Source organism: Pontibacter qinzhouensis, assembly GCF_008017455.1.
In the GTDB taxonomy this organism is placed as follows: domain Bacteria; phylum Bacteroidota; class Bacteroidia; order Cytophagales; family Hymenobacteraceae; genus Pontibacter; species Pontibacter qinzhouensis.
The window spans coordinates 1-24855 of the sequence record NZ_VRTY01000050.1 but is presented as its reverse complement, the minus strand read 5'-3'; the positions used below and the strand labels follow the sequence as shown (position 1 = coordinate 24855).

At 46.4% G+C, this 24855-nt stretch carries 11 protein-coding genes; all 11 read right to left on the bottom strand.

Annotated elements, in window-relative coordinates; genetic code table 11:
* Positions 1 to 8 precede the first annotated feature (8 nt).
* Complete coding sequence (locus FVR03_RS13805) at positions 9 to 1634, bottom strand: family 43 glycosylhydrolase (RefSeq protein WP_147922346.1); 1626 nt, start codon at positions 1632 to 1634, stop codon at positions 9 to 11.
* A 334-nt stretch (positions 1635 to 1968) separates the two neighbouring features.
* Positions 1969 to 3645 carry a RagB/SusD family nutrient uptake outer membrane protein gene (locus tag FVR03_RS13800; protein WP_147922345.1) on the bottom strand — a complete coding sequence of 559 codons (1677 nt, stop codon included), beginning with the start codon at positions 3643 to 3645 and terminating at the stop codon, positions 1969 to 1971.
* A gap of 31 nt (positions 3646 to 3676) precedes the next feature.
* Positions 3677 to 6856, bottom strand: a complete 3180-nt coding sequence (locus FVR03_RS13795; RefSeq protein WP_222707234.1) for a SusC/RagA family TonB-linked outer membrane protein — start codon at positions 6854 to 6856, stop codon at positions 3677 to 3679.
* A 54-nt stretch (positions 6857 to 6910) separates the two neighbouring features.
* A complete protein-coding gene (locus tag FVR03_RS13790) occupies positions 6911 to 8362 on the bottom strand; it encodes a fasciclin domain-containing protein (protein ID WP_147922343.1) in 1452 nt (483 codons plus the stop codon).
* A gap of 95 nt (positions 8363 to 8457) precedes the next feature.
* On the bottom strand, positions 8458 to 10137 hold the full coding sequence (locus FVR03_RS13785; protein WP_222707233.1) for a fasciclin domain-containing protein: 1680 nt from the start codon (positions 10135 to 10137) through the stop codon (positions 8458 to 8460).
* Between the two features lie 16 nt (positions 10138 to 10153).
* Positions 10154 to 11683, bottom strand: a complete 1530-nt coding sequence (locus tag FVR03_RS13780; protein ID WP_147922341.1) for a RagB/SusD family nutrient uptake outer membrane protein — start codon at positions 11681 to 11683, stop codon at positions 10154 to 10156.
* A gap of 25 nt (positions 11684 to 11708) precedes the next feature.
* Positions 11709 to 14960 (bottom strand): SusC/RagA family TonB-linked outer membrane protein, encoded by a 3252-nt coding sequence (locus tag FVR03_RS13775; protein WP_147922340.1) that lies wholly within the window; start codon positions 14958 to 14960, stop codon positions 11709 to 11711.
* Positions 14961 to 14991: 31 nt separating this feature from the next.
* Positions 14992 to 17184, bottom strand: a complete 2193-nt coding sequence (locus FVR03_RS13770) for a fasciclin domain-containing protein (protein WP_187270163.1) — start codon at positions 17182 to 17184, stop codon at positions 14992 to 14994.
* 1378 nt (positions 17185 to 18562) lie between these two features.
* Positions 18563 to 21547 carry a glycoside hydrolase family 2 protein gene (locus FVR03_RS13765; protein ID WP_147922338.1) on the bottom strand — a complete coding sequence of 995 codons (2985 nt, stop codon included), beginning with the start codon at positions 21545 to 21547 and terminating at the stop codon, positions 18563 to 18565.
* A 472-nt stretch (positions 21548 to 22019) separates the two neighbouring features.
* Complete coding sequence (locus tag FVR03_RS13760; protein WP_147922337.1) at positions 22020 to 23036, bottom strand: GntR family transcriptional regulator; 1017 nt, start codon at positions 23034 to 23036, stop codon at positions 22020 to 22022.
* A gap of 151 nt (positions 23037 to 23187) precedes the next feature.
* Positions 23188 to 24855, bottom strand: a 1668-nt coding sequence (locus FVR03_RS13755) for a DUF4982 domain-containing protein (RefSeq protein ID WP_147922336.1), incomplete at its 5' end; no start/stop codon positions are given.

Genomic DNA, 24855 nt, shown 5'->3' with positions numbered 1-24855 from the left:
AGGTGGGCCTATTTTTCAAGCACAAGAGAAACATCATCAACCTGGCAGGTGGCTCCCGCTTTCCCTGCTGCTCTAAAGCCAACTTCGACCTTGCCGTTTTTGACCAATACATTTTTGAGCTCAATTGTTTTCCATTGCGGGTTTGTTCCCTTCACCTTGTGCGTCTTCCGCTTACCTGCGCTTTCGGCATACATTTCAAGCTTTGAAAACTCTTTGCTGTTGCGGATAGTTGCTTTCAGGGTGTAAGAGCCGTCCTGTAGTTTGACATACGGTGAAGAGCTGATGACTTGCGAAACATTGCGCTCGAAAGGTACCTTATCGCTGATATGGAGGCTTCTTTCGCCTACCACTGTTTTCCTGTCTTCTTCTGAATTGGCAAAATTGAGAACGGGTGAACTGAGAGAATCGAGTGAGACTTTGTTCCCTTTCAGGACAGTGGTTTCCCAACCTATCAGATAAGTTTGAACAGGTTTAACATGGCTGGGCATCCTTTTTCGATCGGCTTCAAAACTTCCGTTTTTCACATAGTTGTTATTAACGGCTGCTTCCCATTCGCCTGTTTTAGCATCCAGGTTCCAGGAGTCCAGGGAATTGAAGTATGGCTTTGCCCCGTTAAATGACATGGGCACCCACTGGTTGTAGCCCAGCCCGTTGCCAGCGAAGTTGGACCAACGGTCGCCACAGTAAACAACTGTCTCCTGCTTGCTGCCTTTCAGGCGCACGAAAAAACCTGTTTGCGTTACATGGGCATAATCGTCGCTGGCGCCATCCATTACCGACATATTATTAAGCGGCTCATACGGTCCACGAATATCGTCTGCGACCAGGTAATACGCTAAAGAAGAATCCCATCCATAGATGTTGGAAGCCGCCATGTAGTACTTCCCTTTATATTTAAACATGCAGTTACCTTCACGGCTCGCTCCATGAAATATTTGGGTAACATCAAGCAAATCTACTTTCCCATCTTTTATGCCAATTTCGGAAATGTATATTTTATTTCTACCCCTTCCATAAGAATAAACGAGGTAGGATTTACCCGTGTCATCATCCGTAAAAACAGTCTGATCGCCTGTGTTTGATGTGCCAATCCTGTCGAGCATACTAAACTTCCGGTGCCAGGTAAAGGGACCAACAGGTGAATCGGAAAGGGCGATGAGCTCTTCCATTCCATGTTGAACGAACATGGCATATTGTTTTATTTCTTCCATGTAGGTTACCCCCAAACGTCCTACCCAGGTCCATCTTCCGTCTGGCCATACTACCTCTTTTGTCAGGGCGTCTGCTTCGAAAGTCCAGTTAACCAAGTCGGTGGAGGAGTAGCAGGTAACAGATTCGAAGCTCGCCTTGGGCAATGTTTTGTTAGGGGATTCCCTGTAAGTTTCTGCTTCCTTGTAATGGACGCCGTACCAGTAATATTTCTCCTGCCCGGTTTTCGGATCCTTGAACGTAAATACACCCCCTCCCTGACTATAAATAGGCTGCCCGTCTTCGGTGTTCCAGAACAAATTGTTTTTAATGTTCTGTTTTTGGGCAAAGCCTGGAGTGGCAAGAGAAAAGGCAAGAAGCAGAAATAAAATAAATAGAACGCTATGCTTAAAAGTTGATTTTTGGATGTCTATGTTTTGATACATTCGGAGAGTTTACAAGATTAAAATTTACTTTAAGGGACGCTTACAATATAAATTAATATGACTTTATCCAAAGCATATATTTAGGCAGGCTCTTATAAAGTAAAACCCTTCGGAGTTTCATTTGGCAATAGCCTGTCTAAATATAGAGCGGTTTCGCTACAGAGCTGTGGAAGCTTGCAGGTTTAACCACGGAGCAGTCTTTACTGTGAACGTAAGTGCAGTGTGCGGCAGAGTAGGCGCCAAGGCAGCTCAAAACTTGCCTCCAACCTAAATGAAAAAGGTTGCTATCCGGAATCACCCGGTTATGAAAGAAGCAGGAAAAGGTTCAGCTCTTCTATTCCCAACGGAAAGGCAAGTACCAGTTATGCCGGTCTAACAACTTAGATCTTACTTCCCCGGCACGCGGGTCATTGGCTTTTTCGAACTTCTCGGCCACTTTGTCTGCCAGGAAAGTGGGGTCGTTTCTTCTTCTGGCGATGCGCAGCAAATCTTCCCAGCGGTTGCCTTCAAATGCCAACTCAAGGGCTGCCTCCTGAATAATGGCATCTTCTATTCCCTCTTGCGTAGCTCCTTCAAGATTTATATCCTGCAGACCAGCCCGTGATCTCAGGCCATCGTGGCGGTGCCATGGTGCTCTAAAGTGTGGAAAATCGCCTATCCGGGCATCAAAATCATATGGCGCCGGAAGAAAGGTTTGCTGTGTTCGACTAACATCCGGATTAGTTGTTGTTAAAAGGGAATCTGGGTATGTAAAATTCCTTCTTATACCCCGCTGTACAAAAGACTCAGCCAGTTTCTGATGACCGTCACGGTTGGCGGCCTCTGCAAAACGAAGGTGAATCATAGAGATCCTTGCTAAAAACCAGTTTCCTTTTGTGTCGAAAGGCAGTGCCGGATTAAAATTCTGAAGGTACTTTCCAGCCACAGGCTGTCCAAACTGGTACTGTACGGCCCAGGTTCCTCTTATGTCGCCCGGAGTAAGGGAGGACCTTGTTTGAGCAGCCCAATTGTCGATGGCTTTCTGTGATGGCTTAATCAGGTATTCACCACCTGCGTTTGCGAACAATTTAATAAAGGGGTTGGTTGGGCTGAAGTCTTTGCTGAAAGGCAAATCCCATACCCACTCAAAGTCCCAAGGAGTTGACTGGGTGCCGTTAAACCCAACCTCAGGGTTAAAAGCTTCTGCCCAACTTACCCTGTACATATTGAAGTATCGGGTTGTGTTTCCTGGGTTATCCGATGCGGTTTCCATAATAACCCGGTAGTGGCGGGCAGCATTGGTATAATTCCCTTTCCATAAATGCAGGTCCCCCAGAACCAGGCGCTTGTTGATAAAAAACTTTCGGGTGTTATAACCATCAATATTCACGAGCAGTGAGGTTCCTTCCGGATATACTCCCTTATGCGGAATCTTCTCGGTAAAGTTTATCAGGCTGTCTAGCAGCGTTTCAAATTCTATACGAGGAAAGGCTGCCTGGCTCTTGAGCTCATTTACATTAGCTAAAGGATTGGTTACATAAGGTATACTTCCGAAATGGATACCCAACTGCAGGTATACCCAGCTACGGAGCGCGACAATATCAGAATAGCGATAATTGAACTGATCCTGAGTTATCTTGTTTTCCTTTACCATTTTCCGGAAATTATGCAGCACATCATTGCAGTTAAGGATGACCTCGTAATAAGGCCTTGGGTCAGCATACTTGTTACCTTCGGTAACTGTATGGTAATTAACCTCCATCAGATCTGCGTGAGCAGCAGCATTGGGCGTAACGTTCATTAAATCGGCTCGAAGCTCATTTAAAACTACATTAGCTTCCGCAAGCCTTAAAAACTTTCCATATATGCCGATAACGGCAGCATCGGCATCATAAACATTCTGATAGCTCTTTTCAATATCAAGGGTGGTTTCCGGTTCGATTTCAAACATATCTTTACAGGAGAGTATGCTCAGTCCTAGCAATACAACCGGCACTACCCGCGCAATCGACCTGAATAATTTATTTTTCATGTGATAATATCTTTTGTATTAAACTTTCTGATTATAATCCCAGCCTTACGCCTACCAAGACAGACCTGAACTGTGGTATCATGCCGATGTCTACGCCCTGTGCAAAGATGGATGCGCCTGCACTGAACTCCGGGTCGTAGCCCAGGTAGTTCGTGATGGTAAACAGGTTATTGGCAGACACATAGAATGATGATGACTTTAAAAACTTGGTATTGAGCGGCAGGTCGTAGTTAAGCGTTAACGTACGCAGCCTCAGGTAGGAACCGTCTTCAATCCAACGGTCGGAGAAACGGGTATTGCCCATCGGGTCGCCCCAGTTGGCTCTTGGCATATCAGTTACCTGTCTGTCAGTTCTCCACCTCCGGATAACGGCATTAGTTTGGTTCTCCGTACCGGAAGCAGATTCTAACTGTGCCCTTGTATAGTTGTAGATATCGTTGCCTTTGCTAAACGTAAAGACAGCGTTCAGCGAAAGACGCTTATACCCGAACCGGGTATTAAACATGCCAACAAAATCCGGATTAGGATTTCCGATAACTACCCTATCGTTATCATCAATTAGGCCTTCCGCATCGCCGCTGGTGTTTACAAAGCGCATATCACCGCCCTGAAATGGAACAATCATGCCATTTGGCGTTCTGGTTCTAAGCCCCGCCTGCGCAGCTTCCTCGTTTGTAGCATAAATGCCGTTCGTCTTATAGCCATAGAATAGATTAGCCTGCTGCCCTACGCGCGTAAGGATAGTAGCACCTGCAAACTGAGTGGTAAACTGGTCCGTCGACAGGCTGGTGATTTCATTTCGGTACTTGGAAAGGGTAATGCCTAAATCCCAGGTGAACGCGCTGGTATTAACCACACGGCTGTTAAGCGTCACATCCACGCCCTTGTTTACCATCGAACCATCGTTGGTGAACATAAAATCAATTCCTGCAGGGGTGCTTAACTGCTCGCGTACTAACATATTATCAGTCTGGTTGCGGTACACATCTACCGAAAGAGATACTTTTTCGTTGAACAGGGCCACATCCAGTCCGGCATTCAATTTTCGGCTTGTTTCCCATTGCAAAGCGGGGTTAGCGATATTGCCTCTTACCAGCCCCTGCATACCCAGCAGATTTTGCGTGGTGTAAAACTGGCGGGCAGAGTAATTACCTATATCGTCGTTCCCGCTGATGCTGTAGTTAGTTCGAAGCTTCAGCAGGTCGATAAAGTCTGCAGCGGCCATAAAACCTTCCGAAGAGATAAGCCATGCTGCCCCCACTGAAGGAAATACACCAAATTTACGGTCGAAGAGGCGGATGCCGTCTTCTGCCTCAGTTCCAAAGCGGGAAGAGCCATCTACAGCTAGGTTCACGGAGAGGAAATATTTGTTAAGAAGTCCGTAATTAGCGCCTGCATAATAGTTTAACCAAAGCCATTTGCCAATATCGCCACCGGCCTGGCGCAAGGCAGAAGGTCCTGAACCCAGCAGGCGCAATTCGTCAGCTGCCGAGTTAAATCCGAGGCCTCTGTCGCTTTCGCTGTTATTCTGGCTGTACCTTACCCCAATGTTTCCATCGAAGGAATGAATTGTGTTAAAGGTTTTAGTGTAGGCAAGGCGGCTGTCGCTGAAGATAGCAAACAGGCGTTTCACCTGTGCTCCCATCCTGCTTTCTGCAATGGTATTCTCCAGTACTTCGTGTGTGGTGCCTTTGCGCGGTATAAAAAAGCTCTCCCGAACCTTATCGAAGGTAACGCCAAACTGGGTACTAGCTACCAGGTTCCTGGTGAAGGAATAATTAAAATTAAAAGAGCCAAAAAACCTGTAATTACTACCATTGGCTTGCATATTGTTCGTGATAATGGACGGGTTGCCAATATTAAAAATATCGGTGTCCGACAAGTTCGGGGAAGTAACACCATCGTCTGATCGTTCATTCCTCGACAGGAAAGGCGCTTTAATCTGGCTCAGGTATATAGGATCGGTTTTAAGGGCATTGCCCTGATCAGACAGCTGCTGCTCTGCGTAGGTAAAACCAAGGTTAGTCTGTACTTTCAGCTTAGGCGAAATGTTCAGATCGGCATTGAAGAGGGTATTATAACGGGTAAAGTTATTATTCTCCACAATGCTGCCATTATCCAGATAGCCCATAGACAGCGCGTATTTGGCAATGTTATCGCCGCCGACTACCCGCATGTAGTAGTTCTGGTTATAACTTCTCTTAAATACCTCACGTTGCCAGTCGGTATCGTTCTGGTAGGTATAATACCCCGGCGCCGAAGGATCATCGTTCATAAAAGGACGGGCCTGAATCTGATTATCGGGCATGCCACTGCTCTTGAGCACATCGTTCAGATAGACACGGTAGTTGCGGGCATTCATAAGCGGAAGGCTCTGCGGCTGCATGTTTACACCGGAATAAGCTGCGAAGTCTATTTTAGTATCCATGGTCTTGGCATAGGCGGTCGTGATGATGATAGCGCCGTTTGCTCCCTTGGCCCCATAGGTCGAGGTCGCATCTTTTATGACCGTCATGTTTTCAATGTCTTTCACATCGAGGTTCGCCAGTGGGTTGGTAAAGTGGTTGCTGATAAGCGAACCGCCATAATCGTTCATATCGAAAATCATCCCGTCTACTATAACGAGCGGCTGATTGGTCGTGTAAAGCGAATTAAAACCTCTCAGAAAAAGGTTTGCCCCCATGCCGGGTGTACCGGAACGGCGAACTACATTCAGGCCCGCAACCCGGCCTTGCAGCAAGTTTTCGGGTGTTTCGGCGGAAGTGCTCCACTTTTCCTGCTCCGGTGTTAACGATACCACAGCGGCAGTTACCTGGCTGATTGGCCTGGAGACTGAATTGGGCAGCACGGCTACATCATAGAGGGAATTGAAAATGCCTTCATGTAAACTGACAGTAACAGCACCTCTGCCTTTAACAGCTACTTCTTTCCGATTGTAACCTTCACCTTCCACCATCAGGGTAGAGTTGGAAGAAGGCATGTTAATCTTAAAGTTGCCATTATCGTCGGTGAAAGCAGCCGAATACTCCGGCACGCTGACACTGATACCGGAAATTGGGCGTCCGGTGGCAGCTGCCGTAACCGTACCGGTAACTTCTACACCACCTACCTGCTGTCTGGCTACCACAACGCTGTCGGTATTTGCACCGGCCACGTCGCCTTGTGCAAAGGCACAAACCGGAATACCGGCCAGAGCAAAGAGGAAAGACAACTCTTTTAATCTTTTTATAAAAAAATACATATTCTTCTTCAACAGTTAGATTAATTAAAATACAGGCACCAGTTCCAGGTAATCAAGTGTAAGAGGGTTTAATGCATTATTCGTGGACATGGCGCTACGCAGGTAGACGTTGAGGTTGCCATACCGATCTACGGTATACTCCCCTATTTCCTGCCTAAGCGGGCTTGTGGTAGGCTCTATGTCGATATAAGGCAGCTCCGTGGCATCTGGATTTCTAAAGGCAACCTGCTGTTGGAACAAGGCGGTCTGAAAATCATTATGCACTCGCCAGTAAACTTTATATTTTGTAGCGGGCACATTCGGAAGTGTATACCGGAGCCACAGCCCGGAAATACTATGGGCTGTGGCGCGCAGGTATGTAAACGTGGTGCCGTCTATATCTCTCCTTTGCTGCAACGTTACATTACCAGCTTTATCCGGGTGGCTCATGCGGCTTGTTCTGTTATTAAATATTGCTTCGCCTTCTACGCGCATTGTTTTTATTTTTTGTTCCGGCGCTACCTGCAAATTGTTGACTACAAATACAACCCCATTAGAAGTACGTTCTTCATGTACAATGGCATTTTTATCGATGTGCACCTGTACCCCCGACCTGGACACCAACACTGCAGGAATCGTCTCTTTTGTATAGACACCCCGGAAGACCAGATCTTTGGAAACAGCCCAGTTGGTGAGGGTGGTAGTACTATCGGCAGACCCGGTGGTATAATACTTTCGGAACCTGTCTGTTTCAGCCTCAAAAGCTTCATCGGTTAGCAGCACAAAGCTATAAACAGAATCTTCGTTGGCCAGGTTATATACCTGCTGAAAAAACCGGTTCTGTTGTACATAGCCTGTGTTAGGTTCATACACAGGCATACCGGTTTCGGGTTCAACACCAATCTGGGTAGCCAGACCCGGCACGAACACTGTTTCTTCCAACGATTGCAGATAAGCTTTCTGTCGCTGACCAAAAGCGGTGCCAGCAAGAAACTCCCAGGCGTTCAGACGGGGAAAGAGAGGTGCATTAACGATATGCAGCACACCGTTTCCGGCATACGTGTTGGCCTCCTCAATGCCTGCGCCGTCTACCAGCGCCGCCTGCCTGTCCCAGAAAATAAGTTTCCCGCTCAGCGTTTTAATCCGGGAAGATGCCGGCAGCGGGGTATGAGTAAAATACTGCTGGTAGCTGATGTGGTTGCTTACAAATTGCTTCAGCCTTACCGGGTCGTTAACAATAGCCTGGTCAAGGTTTTGCAGAGCCTCGTTAGAAGGAGCCCATACAGTAAAGGCCTTAGAGGAATTCAGTTCCTGGTCAAGTCCTGCTTTTACCACTAGTTCATTGAACTTACTTAATTTTGGCGTTTCACTGATTACCTGCATTACACTTTCGCCCAATACAGCCTCGTTCGTTGTATGTTCCTCCCACCTATCCTGACAGGCGGTAAAACCTACCAAGAGACAGGCTATTACTATTAATTTCTTGAAAAGGGTCATCTGTATTTTATTTTTTAAGGCATCTTAAACTTTGCATACACTGGCAGTCGCTTTAAGTGCCTGCCAGTGTATGCATTTCATCTTACCGGTTGCTACTATTCGTAAACTAACGTGCCGTCACGCATCAGCTTAGGATAAAGCTGGTCCTGGTCTTCCGGAATGAATTGGATCATATCTATCTGATGTACACCCGTTGGGCCATTAGTTAAGCCTACAAATTTTATCTTGTGTCTTCCGGTGGTTTCTACTTCAATTGTTCCTGCTAAGCGGGCATACGATGCCCCTGGTCTATCATGAATATATAGTTTGGCTCCCTGTGCCAGTGTTTCCCTCTCGATGCCGCCGGGATACCACTGTTGCATATCAATTGTTCTTGGCAGCACCTCGTTATTAAAATAAACCTGTACAGGAGCTGCGATTATTCGTCTGAAGCCAATCCAAACCCTGTATCTGCCCTTCACAATAGCTGGTGTAGTAAATTCTACCAGCCTGGCTACGTTCGCACTCATTCTGACCGAAAGAAAATCGTGATACGCATATCCGTCAGCGCTGGTAGATGAGCCCGAATTGTAAGTGATTGATGAGCTTCCTGCCCCTTCTACATAAATCTCTTTAAAGGAAGTAAGCGCCGGGAATGAAACAGATCCGGATCCTGGTCTTCTGAACTGAGGCAGTATTCTGATTTCAGGCTGATCAGCTAAATCAAAAAATACCCGTACCGGCTCACGCTTTTTAATCTCAAAATCTGATGTAACGGTGTGCAACACACCATTGGTAGCTGTGTTGTCGCTTGCCTTGCGTTCAACAGGTACACCTGGCTCTAATACGCCGTTAAAAATATCTTCGTTAATAAGTACCTGTACCCCTTTAAGCCTGGAGGTAATCACCTCTTGCGGTGCCAGCGTTTCGTGCGAAGGGGACGAAACCAAATCTGCCAGGTATTTCGGATCTTTCAAAATGCGATACGACATGTAAAGGTACAAGCCATCTGTTGGATCAGCAGGATTTCCGGTTGTGGAGTATTGTGCTTTCAGTTCTTCGTAACTAGTGATATTATGGCTGTGAAAGACCGCGTCCGTCTGCGCCAGAACCGTATACCAGGCCCGCTCTGTATTTCCTCCGTTAAGATATAGTTGGTTGAGAGCATTATACAATCCGGTTTCTTTGAGTGCAGCGGTAAATATGGAGTATTCGCTTTTACTTTCCAGCATTTGCGCCAGTGTCTGGCTGGCTGGCTGCAACATTCGGTCAACAGTGTGGATAATGCCATTTCCAGTTCTGATATTGGCTTGTATCACATTGGCCTGGCGATTCACTCTGATTCTGGCTACCCCGTTGATCAGTTCATCTCCTGTTATTATGTACTGCCCGAGCATAGTTACTCGGGGGAGCTTGCCGTCAGTAAAACTGGAACTAGATATTGTATCGTCAATCATATGAAACCGAACCAACTGCTTTAGTTCATCAAGTTCTAACTGATCAATAGTAGAGACTCCTTTCTCCTGCAGATAAGTGGCGACAGCCTCGTTCGTTGGCGCAAAAAAAGTATAAGAACCATACGTTTGCAGGTAACCGGCATTTCCGGTTTTATGCAGGATAGCTGTCAGGCTGGAGAACTGATCAGGATTCTCATCAAAATAGCCCATCATGTTCACATCAGTGGTCGTGCTGATTTCCATGAAATCATCTTTGCACCCCCACAAGGTAGTAAGTACCAGCAGGCTGAGCACCAGCATCCGGGCCGATAAATTTTTCATTTTTTGTACACTGTTCATATTCATACTTTGTTATTTACCTGCCTCTGTAAAAAGGATTTTGCTCCAAACTCTTATTCGTAAAAAGCTCATACTGAAAGATAGGCCAGTAATGGCTATTAGGATCATTGTATTTATTAATGATGGATTGCTGCCGTTCCGACGGGGCGCTGTCGATCACCATCTGGTTTAAGATATCCTGGCGGGCGTATGGCGCACCGCCAGCACCTGCAGGACGACGGGCATTCCTTAAAATATCGTACCATCTTTTCCCTTCGAAGGCAAACTCGCGTGCCCTTTCCTCCAGAATAAAATCTATCATATCCTCTTTCGCATTCGGGTCGAAGCTCTGATTATCTATCGTTGGGTCAGTATTCGGTGAGGCATTGGCTCGTTGGCGGATACGGCGAATAAGCTCCAGCGCTTCTTCACCTCTTCCCATCTCACCAGCTACCAATGCTTCTGCTTTCATCAGGAGCACATCTGCAAAGCGGTAAAAAATCCAGTGCGCATACGAATCATTCAATGTTCTGCTGTCCTGCAACGTGAAACCCAGGTATTTCCACACAGCCCCAGTTGAAACTCTTACAGAAGCCTGTGACCTTATATCCACATTAAAAGGATCAACTGGATCAGGCGGGAATACATCTTCCAGAACCCGGTTAGCGGCAAGGAAACGGCGACCCGTCACGGTGCTGAACATAGAATAGAAAGGATTGGTCTTTTGGGCATTAAATTGAAGCGAGAAAACAGCTTCGCTAGAGTTACCCTGCACATAAAGCTGCTGAAACCATTGCGGGTTGTTACTTCCCTGTACAAGTCCGAACTGACCGGAATTGATAATTTTATCGCATGCAATACGGGCACTGTCGTATTGGTCCTTCCATAGGTACAAGTCAGCCTGTATGGCATTAACAGAATATTTGGTAATACGTCCTTTGTTATGCGCATTATTACCATACGTTAATACTGCCAGTTGTTCTGCCCGCTCCAAATCTTTTGCTACCTGGTTAAATACCTGTGCCTGACTCGATTTAGGTAGGGCTACAGCTTGGTCATCACTGATCGTGGCATTTAACTTCAGAGGTACGTCGCCAAAGCTTCTGCCCAAGTAGAAATACATCAATCCTCGTATTGCATAAGCTTCCCCCAGAAATCCATCCAGCTGTTGCTGTGTAAAGGTTCTGTCTTCTTCCAAAACAGCCGGAGCTAATTCTATTACGGTATTACAGTAGTTAATTATCCGGTAAAATGGTCGCCAATCTGCAATAACATTTGTTTCGACAATATTGCCGTTTATCACTTCCATCTCATTGAACCGGATGCCTGAGTTTTCCATCAGCATATCGGCCCGTAGCTCGCCCCACAAAAACAGCTTTTCGGTCAAGTCGCTGTCCAGCATATTGCCGTAAATACCGATTACGGCAGATTGCACCTGCTCTTTGGTTTTCCAGTAGTCTTGCCGTACTATACCGTTCACAGGCTTCAGTTCAAGCCAGCTATCGCAGGCACTTGCTACCAGGGCAACTACTACCAAAACTGATTTGTATATAAAATTCCTTTTCATGCTCTTATGCTATTATTTTTTTATACTAAAACCTTACATTGAACCCCAATGTCACTGTTTTAACAGGGGGCGTTCTGGAAGTATCAAAACCGATTCTGAATGGGTCAGAACCTGCCAGAGGCACCTCCGGATCCTGCCCGTTATAATTGGTAAAGGTGAAGAGGTTTTCGGTTGTGATATACATACCAACATCCTCAGAGCCAATCTTCTGACTCAGGTTCTTAGGAAGGTTGTAACGCAGGGTAATGGTACGAAATCTTAAGAAGCTGCCATCTTCTACGTAACGGTCTGATGCCAGCCAGTTGTAACCTTGACCAATGAGGGCACGCGGTATATCAGTTTCGTCGCCAGGGCGTCTCCACCTTCTCAGGATAGCAGTGCTCTGGTTATTGTAGTTGTACATGTTCTCTGTCTGCATCCTGGTCTGGTTCACGACGTCGTACTTGTACCGGAAGTTGAAGAACATGTTCAAACGAAAGCCCTTGTAAGTAACAGATGGGCCGAAACCACCTGTTAACTTTGGGTTGGCATTACCTAGGTACACCACATCTTTGTAGTCTATGTTTCCATCCTTGTTAATGTCTTCGTACATGGCGTCTCCCGGCTGGAAAACATAATCGACGGTAGGGTAACCAAAACGCATAGGCACGACCTGCCCGTTAGGACCTGTAACGGCATTCCCATCTTTGTCCCTGGCAATGGTAGCCTCGGCATCTTTGTAGACACCCAGGTAACGGTAGCCATAGAAAGAGCCAAAAGGATTGTTTTTTTGTATGGTTACCAGGTACTGGCCGTTTTGATCCAATCTGCCTCTTTCAAGTGGGTAGTACTCTGATATTTCGCGGATCATGTTCTGGTTATGGGCCAGGTTTACGGCAAAATTAATGGTAAGGTCCTTTGTTTTATAGGGGGTAAAATTCATGGCAAGTTCCCATCCCTGATTATCCATGGTGCCTACGTTCATGTCCACGTTATTGAAACCGGTGATGGACGCAATTTGCAGCCCCCCGAAGAACATGTCTTTTGTTCTTCTTCTGTACAGGTCGGCATCTATTGTGATGCGATTATCGAACAAGGATAGGTTCAAGCCAAAGTTTGATTGATTAACAGTCTCCCATCTCAGGTCCCGGAGTTCCATGTTGGTTGGATAAGTTCCTGAAAGATCCAGGTAGTTCCATGCAAGGCTTTGGTAGAGGTTATAGTGCCCGTAAGCACCCCGTGGCTCATTACCACTCGCCCCGAAGCTGGCCCTGGCGCTCAGGTCATTTATGAAATGGAAATTCTGCATGAAAGACTCACCTGATATTCTCCAGCGGGCGGAAATAGACGGGAAAGTACCGTAACGGTGATTTTGTCCAAATTTGGAGCTGCCGTCGCGGCGTACGCCGACGTTTACTATATAGCGGTCCAGGAAGCCGTATTGAGCGCTAAGCAACATACCTAGACTTCTGCTCTGCACTTCAGATGCCGATAAGTTAAGTTCTTCGTTCTGAATACGAGCAGGTATTGAAGGATCCTGCAGGTAAGCAGAGGCGGTGTTGGAAGTCATTATATTATAGCCTACAGTAGTAGCATCGAATGTCATAAAAGAAGCAAGTCCCTGAAAAGTATGATTTTCGCCCAGCTTAGGTGTGAACAGGAGATTCGATTTGGTGATAACACTGAATTTGTCATAATCCGTGTCGGAAGCCCTATTTATTGTTGTTTCTGTCCAGGGCCTGCCGGTAGCAGTCTGTGGCAGGAACATGTTGGTCTTGCTGTTGTTAATATCGAATTGCACATCTGACGAAGCATTTAATATTCCAGGTACTATATCATAGCGCAGGTTGAACTTTGGTATGATTCGCTCTCCCAACAGCCTGTTTTTGCCCTCCCGCGCCATGGCTACAGGGTTAAATGTACCTGAATACTGCCCCTGCACGTTGCTGACGGGCGAAAAATAATTTGGTGTTACTTCCCCATACTCGTTGTATTCCCACACACTCATGTTGGGCATTTTGTTATAAGCTACGCCCCTGATGTTGTTTGTATAATTTTGGTTATTATCGAGGTGGGTGTAGGAAAGGTCAGTTCTGAACCGGATGCGGTCAGATACGGCAAAGTCGAGGTTAATACGGGCAGAAATACGGGATAGATCGGTACCGATGGTTGTACCCCGCTGGCCCAGGTAACCAATAGAGGTATAATATCTTGCTTTATCACCTCCACCCGATAAGGAAACGTTATGATCCTGAATATAGCCAAGTTGAGTAATTTCATCTATCCAGTTGGTATTGTTGCTATAGTTGTAATAGTTATATGGGTCGTTAGGGTCGTACTGGAACTCTGTTACATCCGCTCTAAGGGGAGTGCCTGTACGGTTCATCCATGCTTCTGGAATGTATTGCGAGTACTGGGCGCCGCTAAGCATTGGGATAGGATCAGGCTGCTGTGTAAGGGATCCTCTGAAGGCGTAGTTTACTGTAGGCTTTCCCTTTGCCCCTCTTTTGGTCGTGATTACTAAAACACCGTTAGAAGCTCTCGCACCCCAAATGGCAGTAGCTGCAGCATCTTTAAGCACAGATATTTCCTTAATGTCAGCAGGTGCAATATTGAGCAGCTGTGCATACCCCTGCTCGTCAGCAGTAGCGAAGTTAAAGTCAGAGGCAATTTCGATATCATAGGGCATACCATCCACCACAATCAAAGGCTCTGACGATGAGTTAATAGACGAGGTCCCACGGATACGGATAGACATTCCTGCCCCCGGGTCGCCGGTGTTAGCCACAATATCCACACCTGCCAGACGTCCCTGCAGGGCCTGGTCGATGGAAGCTGCCGGTAGTTCTGCTAACTCCCTAGCATCTAATCTGCCTATGGAAGAAGTCAGATTCCGTTCTTCTATCTCCATCATACCGTTACTTACAGACTGCTGGGCCACGATCTCTACGGTGCCCAAGGTACTGGCATTCGATTCCAGGGCTACATTAATAGTTGAGCGGTTATTAACATTTAAAGTAATGCTTTTATAGCCTATGTAGGAAACCACTACCTTGTGTTGAGGATTCTTCATACGCAAGGCATACGCACCGTTAATATCAGTCACAACACCTGTTTGGGTACGGTTCTCGTTATCAATCTCGTATACCGAAACCCCAATCAAGGGTTCTTTCGTCACTTGGTCGGTCACTGTGCCACGTAGTACAGCTTGTGTACTCTGTGCATGTGCCGCATTACCACAGCAAAAGTATACTGTGGCAAGGATCAAATATAAAATGCTGTTTAAAATTCTTTTCATATAGAATAGATAAGCGGTTAATGCGATTGAATTAAAATTCACGATACTGCAGGTAATTATCAATCTGGTGGATGACAGCCCTGTTAGACAATATATTGCTGTTTGGACTGATAACTTTTGCAGTTCGGTCATATGCATCTGTTATCACCATTTGGCTTCCGTTATAGGCAACCTGCACAGCACCAATAACGCCATTCACATTTCGAAAAACCGTTTCATAATGCCTGGCATCATCCGGAAGGTTCTTCAACGCGACCTGGTCTTTGGCAATTATGTGGTACTGAATGAACCTAACAACCTTATCCTGATCTGCTGTTGTGCCTGGGGTAAAATTAGGTCCTGCTGCTGTTCCGGGTAATAAACCATCATCTACAGCCTGCTGTATCGCTTCATTGGTAGGAATAAGGTAGGTATAAGGCGTACCTACTGCTGTGCCTTTGATATGGAGGGTAGCAGGATCCCACAATAGAGTCGAATTGGCAATGTAATTGTAGAAGTGGGAAAACGCTGGATTGGCAGCGATGTGCTGGCTGGCTTTAAGATCAGAAAAATTCAGTATACGGTCTACGTAGTAAACAACGCCATTGCTGGTCTGCTCCGGACCGATCAGGTTCACCAGTTCATTCTGATCGGCATTGCCGCCTGCAAATACTTTACCGTCCGTATAACGTATAAACTCTTCTCCAAACGTCCTCATTACACCTTCACCATTCAGGTTGCTGAATACCTGGTTGCGGTTATCACCTGCAGGGACAATATGCTGTTCAATAATTCGCTGTAGTCGCAGTTGCGCCGAAGCACCTGCCAGATTAACACCTCCCGTAGGAGATGCGTAATCCCAGCGGCTAAACCTGGTGTTCCACGAAAAGCCGGCTTCTGTCAGGGCTTTGTCTGAAATCAGGAACAAGGTGTACCGGACATTCGGAATAATAAGGCTCTCCTTATAGGCTTCCAGCGCCCTTATCATCATAGAGTAACTAGGATTCAGGTAAGCTTTGCCGTAAACTGTGTGAAACACATTTGCCTCCTGCACTTTGTTGGTACCATAAAAGAAACCGTTACTCAGCACTTTTGCCTCTGTTACGTGGGTGCCGGCATCCAGCCTGGCATCAGGACTTGTCTTCAGGGGCAGGTTGTTAAATTTAGAGGGCCAGACAGTCATCGGAAACATATGCGCATTCAGGAAGTCACGTATGACATTCACAGGCAACTCCTCAACTGATTTATACTTTTCAGGGTGCGTCAGCACCGTATTAAAATAATTGGTAACAACCTCATTTTTAGGAGCGAAGATTGTATACGTATTACTTTGTCCTTCATTTTCCAGACGGGTTGCACCGCTTACCTCAAAGCCTTCGTCATTTAATGAAAACTCCAGTTGGTTATCATACATTTTTACATACACCGGATTGCCAGACCCGGTCAGCAATTGGTTCCTTTGGGTTGCCTGGGCATTAGGCATATAGTACACCATGTATTTTTCAAACAGATCCCTGAATACACTGTATTCCGGCTTGCCTGCCAGGTGTTCATCAATATTATGAAGCGGCAGAATCACTTCGTCTATTTCATGAATAATGCCGTTCTCGGCAATAATATTAGAAGTCACCACTTTGGCATTCGCCACATGAAATGAATTATTCCAGGCAACGTCCGGGTAAAAGAAGTTATAATCGGCACCCGAGAGTTGTTGTCCCGCAAAATAGGTGTTTATATAGTATGGAATGTACTTGTTGTTATTATCTGTAAAAACAAAGTTGCCATTGCGGTTGGCAGAAATAAGGAACTGATCTGTCAGTACGTTATCACCTTGCTTTACCGTGCCTAAATTAACACCTTTATAATAGGCGGTTTTGCGTTTAAAGGCTTGGCCATCCGCCCATCCTGTCGGCGACTGATAATCATCCAGCCGGTCTGTCATAAAAGCATTATACACCAGCACATACTTTACAATTTGTGTGGCAGTAGCTTTATCAATAGCATCAACACCAGATATCCCTTTACCAGCAAAATACTTCTCAAATGCCGCATCGTTTGGAGCAAAAAGGGTCCAGTAACCGGCTCCGCTCTGCAAGGTAATTTTGTAATCGGCTTTCTCTATTAGTGCTAATAGGTTCTTAAAGTTTCCTCTCGCCTCTAACTGCTGATAAATAGGGTCTTCTAGGCTGTCAGGGCGTACGTAATGTTCATCTTTATCTTTACAGTTCGTTAATAATATTAACAAAGTAAGATAATATAAAAACACTTTTGCAGGTTTGCTCATGATAAAATATTATTGGTAAAAAGTTTACTTATATAAGTCGGTTTAATTTAAATTTTCTAAAATACATCCTTTGTTAACATTCACATTTGTATGCCGAATTAAATTATTCACTATTCGTCAATACTATATCAGATGAGTTTCTGAAAAAATTACCTAGCATAATAATTGCCAGAAGAAAAAACACATCTATTATATGAACTAACATTAATTAAGTATTAAGAGAAATATATAGCCGAGGATTAGCTTATTCAAAAAGCGGTTTAAAGCCCTTTAATAGTGAATCTAAACTAGCAAGGCGTGCTTACAAATGTTCGTAATAGTGTTCCAAAAAACCAGTTCATATGTAACATATTTACCAATTTAAAGGATTATTATACAATATCTGATACATAAGGAGTTCTGATCCAGATCATTATAATTTTATGAAGAAGTAAGGTTCGTTTGTACTGCAGTAAAATTCAGCAGCAAAGCTAAAATCCTTCCATAGTGTTTTTTAAGGCAATAAATATAGTCACTTCAAAAAGATTCCCTCTTACTAACTTTGGCATTGAAAATGCAAAGAAAGCCTGCAAGTACTCGAATAAAGAAAAGGGCTGTCACCGACTGATAGTAATTCCATATAATGACCCGATTCATAACCAAGGATGTTACCCATTGTTATTAAAGCTGTCAGGTCTATATCTTCCAGCATAAAATAAGCAGTACCGGGTGAACGTATTTCAGTTTCTGCACTTTCTCTGATAGCACTTGTTTTAAGATAGAGCTGCCAATACTACAGAATACATTGCACTACTTCAGTTGAATCAAATTTATACTTCGGAAAAATAAACACTAATTTATCGTATTTATGAAGCAGGTCAGTTACAGATAAAAATGCGCTGTATACCGCTGTTTACATTTTATTTGGAACAGCTAAACAGTTTCCTTCCAAACCCATAATAGCTGCTGAAGCCAGTGCTCAATGCATTTATTCATATTTCTTCATCCTCATCTTTCCAAGACTTGCTATGAATTCACAATTAAGTGTAGCAGTTGGTGCTTCACCTTATTAAAAATCAAATAATCAACTTTAAATATGAACCCAAAAATGAATTAGCATCTGTACAAATGCTTCTGTTTAACTGCAACTTGGGACTAAAAAGCCAGGTGCGGAACAACTTTGCAAATATTTTGTAAAGTTGTTCTGCACCTGCCACCACAGCCACTGCTATTATTAAATGAGAGCCTGTTTATGATAAACTCGGATTGGTATTCGTTTCAGCAGAAACAGTCGCTTTCTGTACAGAAGAACGAGTTCCTATCTTACTATAAATTCCGAATAAGGCGAATAGCTCTGCTATTACTGGGCAGCACTAAGGCTTTCTGCCTTTTCGTAAACTTCAATTTCTGTGATACCAAGAGATCCTTTTTCAGTAGTGCTTTCACCTGCAGGTTCTTTTATACCTGTAATCTCCACAAACCCGAAGGTGTCGCCGTCAATGTTTGCATCTATTAGTCTCACCGTAAGCTTTTTACCTGTTGCAGGAGCAAATTTAGCTGTAAAGTAGCCCAGACTGCGTTCCGTGTTGCCACGAAAAACCTCTTTATCGTCAAGCTCAATCACAATGGGGTAGCTTCGGCTGCGCCAGCTGTTCATTTTCATGGCAACTTCGCTCACTGTAGCTGTGCGCTCCAGTTCGTATACAATCCATCCAGTGTTCTGGAAGCCGTCGTTTGACCAATTGGTTAGTTCATTTTCGTCGAAGGAGTGCACAGCCTGCTCCTGGTTAGCGCCTGCTGTTGCTTTCACAATGGCTATCGGCGTGCGCGTCACCACATACGATTGTCCCGGGGGGGTGGGCCCTCGCTCCAGGTAAGAAGGCAGGTTGTTGCCTGGCAAGACAGTTGCCAGCCCGTTTGTCACCTTCACTGGCCTGGTTTTAATCTGCACTGCAGCTGCCTCCAAACCTGCTGCAGTTGCTTTGATTTTTATTTTACCGGCTTTGGACGTGCTACGCACCAATACCCGGTTTACTCCACCCTCTACCGGCAGGCTCTGGGCGAGGATGTAATTGTCCGGCCCCTGCGCAATGCCACCACGCCATTCGGCAGGTCCGTCAAGCGAAAAGTTCACCATGTTCAGGGCGGTGGGGCAGCGGTTGCCTTTGGCATCTACTACCTCTACCTCTACCAGCGCCAGGTCATGACCGTCCGCTTTCATGCCTTCGGGGTGGTTGAGCACGGTTAGGCGTAGCGCTGCGGGCTTGCCTACTGTTTTTTTACTGGCTTCGCTCTCCTGTTTTCCCTCAGCATTGTAGCTTACGGCTTTGATGGTGCCGGGCTTAAACGATATGTTTTTGAACATGTACAGGAAGCGGTGGCTCTGCTCCCCTTTGCCCTGGGACTCACCGTTGATAAACAGCTCCACGGCTTCGCCGTTCGATACGACCATGATGTCTTTCGTCACGCCTTTTTCGTAGTTCCAGTGGCCCATGATATGGGTTCGCGGGTTTTCGGTTTCTACCCAGCCGTCCCACATCACCTGGTGCGAAAAGTAGCCGTCTTTGGGAATGCGCATGGCATCTGTTTCACCACTGGTACGGTAGTTTGATTCTCCCCTGAAGTGGGTGTTGGTGTCGGAGAAGATAATGTTTACGCCACCGGAGCTCACGCGCTTGCCCGTGCCCGGGCGCTCGTGCCAGTAGTCGAACCAATGCACCACGTTTTCCCTGGCATGCGAATCCTGGTTACGGTTGTAGAGGTGGGCATCCGTCCTTTTTTCGGTTGTGTTCGACATCACTGATTTATACTCCTCTGGTCCGTCGCCGTCCTTGTGGTAGGGTGGCGAGAATTCATCCCAGTACTTGCGCAGTCCCTCGTCGCGGGAGTACTCAGTGGCCCACATCGGAATGTTGCTGCTTTTGTTGATGTAAAGCATTTCGCCGCCATATTCAGCTATTTTGCTATCCAGCATCTCACGGGAGCCGATGGCACGACCGCCGTAGGGGTCGTACTTGTCGCGGATATCCTTCATTTCCTGCATGTGCTTCTCGCTAATGGATTCATTGCCACTTTCATAGAAGACAATGCTCGGATTATTTCTATTATAAATGATGGCATCGCGCATGAGCTGGGTCCGCTGCGTCCAGAGAATGCCTTCCACGTCTTTCTCGGCATCACCGGCAGGCATGGCCTGTATAAGACCTACCCGGTCGCACGATTCCACATCCTGCTTCCATGGGGTTATGTGCATCCAGCGCACAGTGTTGGCATTGCTTTCTACCATGAGGCGGTTGCTGTAGTCACTAAGCCAGGCAGGCACCGACATGCCCACACCAGGCCACTCGTTGCTCGTGCGCTGGGCATAGCCTTTTATCATCAATACACGGTCGTTGAGGTGAACCATGCCGTTTTCGAATGCAGTCTTGCGAAAGCCGGTGCGGGTTTTCACTATGTCTACGGGCTTTCCGTCTACTTTAAGCATCGTGTTTACATTGTAGAGGTAGCCGTAGCCCCAACTCCAGAAGTTCAGTTCGCTGATGCGTGCGCTGGCTTGTACTGTTTTAGTTTCGCCAGGTGCGATGGTGACAGTTGCTCCGGTAAAAGTTTTTACCTTTTTGCCTTTCATATCTTCCACCACTACTTCGTATTGCAGCGTTTTGGCCGTGTTGTACTCGTTCCTGATTTCAGAGGAAGCGGTAACGGTGGCTGCTTTACCGGGAATATCGAAATCCTGGGCGTACACATATACGCCGGTTGTACCCAGGTTGGAGTAGAGCGGCAGGGTCTGGTAGAGCTTGTCGGTGATGTGGAGGTATACGTTCTTGGGGATGCCGCCGTAGTTGGCGTTGAAATTATCGTCGCTCCACTGAAACCTGGTGTTGGTGGCTTTTTCACGGTAATCCCAGTCGCTGTCGGTGCGCACGGCTACGATGTTGATGGCAGGAGCAGGCTTTACATGTGCTGTTATATCAAACCCGACGGCCATGGCTCCATTCTCGTGGCGGCCAATGTGCGTTCCATTCACATAAAACTCCCCGCCTTGTCGCACACCCTCGAATTCCAAGAATACTTTTTTACCTTCTGAACCTTTAGGCAGTTTAAACTCTTTGCGGTACCAGGCCACGCCGGTGGTCAGGTTGTGAATGTCTATTTTAAAGGCTTCATCTTCGTTCCAGGCCCAGGGCAGCGTTACCTTCTTCCAGGTGGCATCGTTGAAGTTGACAGCTTCGGCACCGGCCGGATCGCCAACAATTACTTTCCAGTCGGGATTGAAGTTGAATGTTGCCCTTTGCCCCGCTCCTCCCTTCGCAGCTGTCCCGGAAAGAACTGCAAGACTCAGCATCAGGCATGTAAATAAGAGTACTCGTTTTAAAACAAACATTTGTTAATGAGATAAAATTGAATTATAGCAGCATTATCCGGAAATATAAACTTCTTATTTAGCAACAGGAACTGCGCCCTTTAAGGACGAATCTGATGAAATACACCTGTTGCTTTTCAACTTATTACAGGCCTCCTCAATTTGGTTCTGCCCGGGATGTTTGATTTCCTAAAACTGTATTAGCGTAGGTTAATTACAGTCATGCAAAGAAACTAACGAGGAGTATAAAAGAACAGGATAAATATTCCCAATGCCCCTGAAGAATGTTCCAAAGGGCTATATTTATTTCATTTTTCAGTTTATTACTATTTCAAAGGCTAGAACAGGCCTATGCATGTCCCGGCAAACACCAGTTAGAACAGGAAGAAATAATGGCAAAACCAAAATACAATTTAAGACTTTCACGACTTGTTATCTAAAAAACTACATCGCCTTAAAGTGAATTCCGCCTGATGAGGGTGAAAGGGTTTGCCTGTTGTTCTTTCAGGCCGTGCTTCATCAGGTAGGCAGCGGTTTCACCCATTTTTACGTGGTCGGTTGATATGACAGTGATGCCATTTTCCAGTACCTCCTTCAGAGGATTATCATTATAGGAAATCATGCCGTAGTCTTTTCCAAGCGAAAGACCTTTCTGTTTGCCGAGCGCAATCAGATCTACGAGGTCCGATTCATCTAGCACCACAAAAGCTGTTCCTTTCAGTTCAAGCTGTGGTTTTATGGCATCGATGACGTTGTGTTCAAACAGGCTTTGCTGGCAAAAGAGGCGAAAGCCTTTCAGTATCTCTTTTGGATAAGCCATAGAAGAAGGCTGCACCAGCGTCAGTCTGCTGTACCTGGCCAGCAAGTCTTTTCCTTGGTTCAGAGCATTCCGGATATCTCCTTCAAAATCCTGGTATACCGCGGCACATTTACCTTCGTAGTCATCCAGTTTTTTATCCAGTAGCAGGAGTTGCTCTTTCGGAACTTTGCGAATGGCCTGGCGAGCATATTCCATATTTTTATTGAAATGAGGCAAAACGGCAATGTAGCTGTACCGGGCTAGGTTTTCCTCAATTAGCCTTTCGCAGATTTTGCCGTCGGCATGGTGTACATGCAGGTTAACAACCGCACCTGCACCTAGGTTTTTGAGCAGTGCGTAATAAATATGTTTTTTATGAGCGCTTAATTTATTGAGCAGCAGCAACACCGAAAGCCCGGTTGTAATGTAGTTATCTTTTACATAAAAGCCCCCGGTTCTTATAGAGTTGACAACACCACGCTTTCGCAATACATCGTAAGCCTTTGAAACAGTATCGCGCGATATGTAATTGGATTCGCTAAGCTTGTTTATCGAAGGCAACTTGCGGTCACGCTTCAAAACACCTGTTTGGATACCTGTTAAAATGGCATCTGCCACCTGCAGATAAACAGGTATAGCGGAAGCAGCGTTTATGCGGTTTAAAATTTCCATAAAGTGAGCAATTTGCTGTCTAATGCTATCATAATCTTAAAGCGACAGAAGTTCCCAACGCAAAACATTAATCCCAAACATTCTCTAACTCTAATTGAAAACAACAGCCACTGTTGTGCTGGAAAAAGCTGCCTGTTAAAATTATGCGAAGTTACTGGGCAGCACTTGTTAAGCTTTCTGCCGTTTCATACACCTCGATTTCGGTAATGCCCAGCGTACCTTTGGCAGTAGAGCCTTCGCCTGATGGCTCTATCTGGCCTGTGATTTCAACTATACCAAAGGCGTCACCGTCTATATTAGCGCCTGTCAGCCTGATAACAAGTTGCTTGCCGGTATGAGGTGTTAGTTTGAGTGTTACATAACCTAAAGTACGATCGGTGTTGCCGCGGAATACCTCCTTGCCGTCCAGTTCTATCACGATTGGGTAGCTTCTATTGCGCCAGCTGTTCATTTTCATGGTTACTTCACTTACTTTTGCAGGCCGCTCCAGCTCGTACATAATCCAACCTGTGGAGAGCTTCCCGTCGTTAGACCAGTTCGACAGTTCGTTTTCGTCGAAGGAGTGGGCGGCTTTGTCCTGGTTGGCGCCTGCGGTTGCTTTTACGATAGCTACTGCATTACGGGTGACCACATACGACTGCCCCTGCGGGGTTGGGCCGCGCTCCAGGTAAGAAGGCAGGTTGTCGCCAGGCAATACGCTCGCCAGGCCGTCGTTTACCTTTACAGGATTGGTTTTAATCTGTACGGCAGCTGCCTTTAAACCCTCTGCTGCTGCTTTGAGCTTAATTTTGCCAGCTTTGGTAGTCGAGCGCACCAGCACCCGGTTCACGCCACCTTCTACCGGCAGGTTCTGCGCCAGGATGTGGTTGTCCGGTCCCTGGGCAATGCCGCCGCGCCATTCAGCCGGTCCGTCCATCGTGAAGTTCACCATATCCAGGGCGGTGGGGCAGCGGTTGCCTTGGGCATCTACTACCTCTACCTCCACCAGCGCCAGGTCGTGGCCGTCCGCCTTCATGCCATTCGGGTGGTTGATTACGGTCAGGCGTAGCGCTTCTGGCTTACCTGCTGTTGTTTTCTGTGCTTCGCTCTCCTGCTTGCCTTCGGCATTGTAGCTCACGGCTTTGATAGAGCCTGGCTGAAAAGAGATGTTTTTGAACATGAACAGGAAGCGGTGGCTCTGTTCACCCCTGCCTTTTGACTCGCCGTTGATGAACAGTTCCACAGCCTCTCCGTTCGACACTATCATTATATCCTTGGTAACGCCTTCTTCATAATTCCAGTGGCCCATGATGTGCGTGCGCGGGTTTTCTGTTTCTACCCAGCCGTCCCACATCACCTGGTGTGCAAAGTAGCCGTCTTTAGGGATGCGCATGGCGTCTGTTTCGCCGCTACGTCGGTAGTTTTCTTCGCCGCGGTAGTGGGTGTTGGTGTCGGAGAAGACGATGTTTACGCCGCCGGAGCTCACGCGCTTGCCCGTGCCCGGGCGCTCATGCCAATAGTCGAACCAACGCACCACGTTTTCCCTGGCATGCGAATCCTGATTGCGGTTGTACATGGTAGCGGGCTGTCCTTTATGTAGCGGACCAGCCCCGTCTTTGTGGTAGGGCGGCGAGAATTCGTCCCAGTACTTGCGCAGCCCTTCGTCGCGGGAGTATTCGGTGGCCCACATCGGGAACGTGCTGCTTTTGTTGATGTAAAGCATTTCGCCGCCGTACTCAGCCACTTTGCTGTCGAGCATCTCACGGGAGCCGATGGCACGACCGCCGTAGGGGTCGTATTTGTCGCGGATGTCCTTCATTTCCTGCATGTGCTCCTCGCT

Excerpts from the sequence above, each read along its gene's own strand:
- FVR03_RS13785 (WP_222707233.1), bottom strand. The coding sequence starts at position 10,137 with ATGAACAGTGTACAAAAAATGAAAAATTTATCGGCCCGGATGCTGGTG.
- FVR03_RS13775 (WP_147922340.1), bottom strand. The coding sequence starts at position 14,960 with ATGAAAAGAATTTTAAACAGCATTTTATATTTGATCCTTGCCACAGTA.
- FVR03_RS13780 (WP_147922341.1), bottom strand. The coding sequence starts at position 11,683 with ATGAAAAGGAATTTTATATACAAATCAGTTTTGGTAGTAGTTGCCCTG.
- FVR03_RS13805 (WP_147922346.1), bottom strand. The coding sequence starts at position 1,634 with ATGTATCAAAACATAGACATCCAAAAATCAACTTTTAAGCATAGCGTT.
- FVR03_RS13760 (WP_147922337.1), bottom strand. The coding sequence starts at position 23,036 with ATGGAAATTTTAAACCGCATAAACGCTGCTTCCGCTATACCTGTTTAT.
- FVR03_RS13765 (WP_147922338.1), bottom strand. The coding sequence starts at position 21,547 with ATGCTGAGTCTTGCAGTTCTTTCCGGGACAGCTGCGAAGGGAGGAGCG.
- FVR03_RS13800 (WP_147922345.1), bottom strand. The coding sequence starts at position 3,645 with ATGAAAAATAAATTATTCAGGTCGATTGCGCGGGTAGTGCCGGTTGTA.
- FVR03_RS13790 (WP_147922343.1), bottom strand. The coding sequence starts at position 8,362 with ATGACCCTTTTCAAGAAATTAATAGTAATAGCCTGTCTCTTGGTAGGT.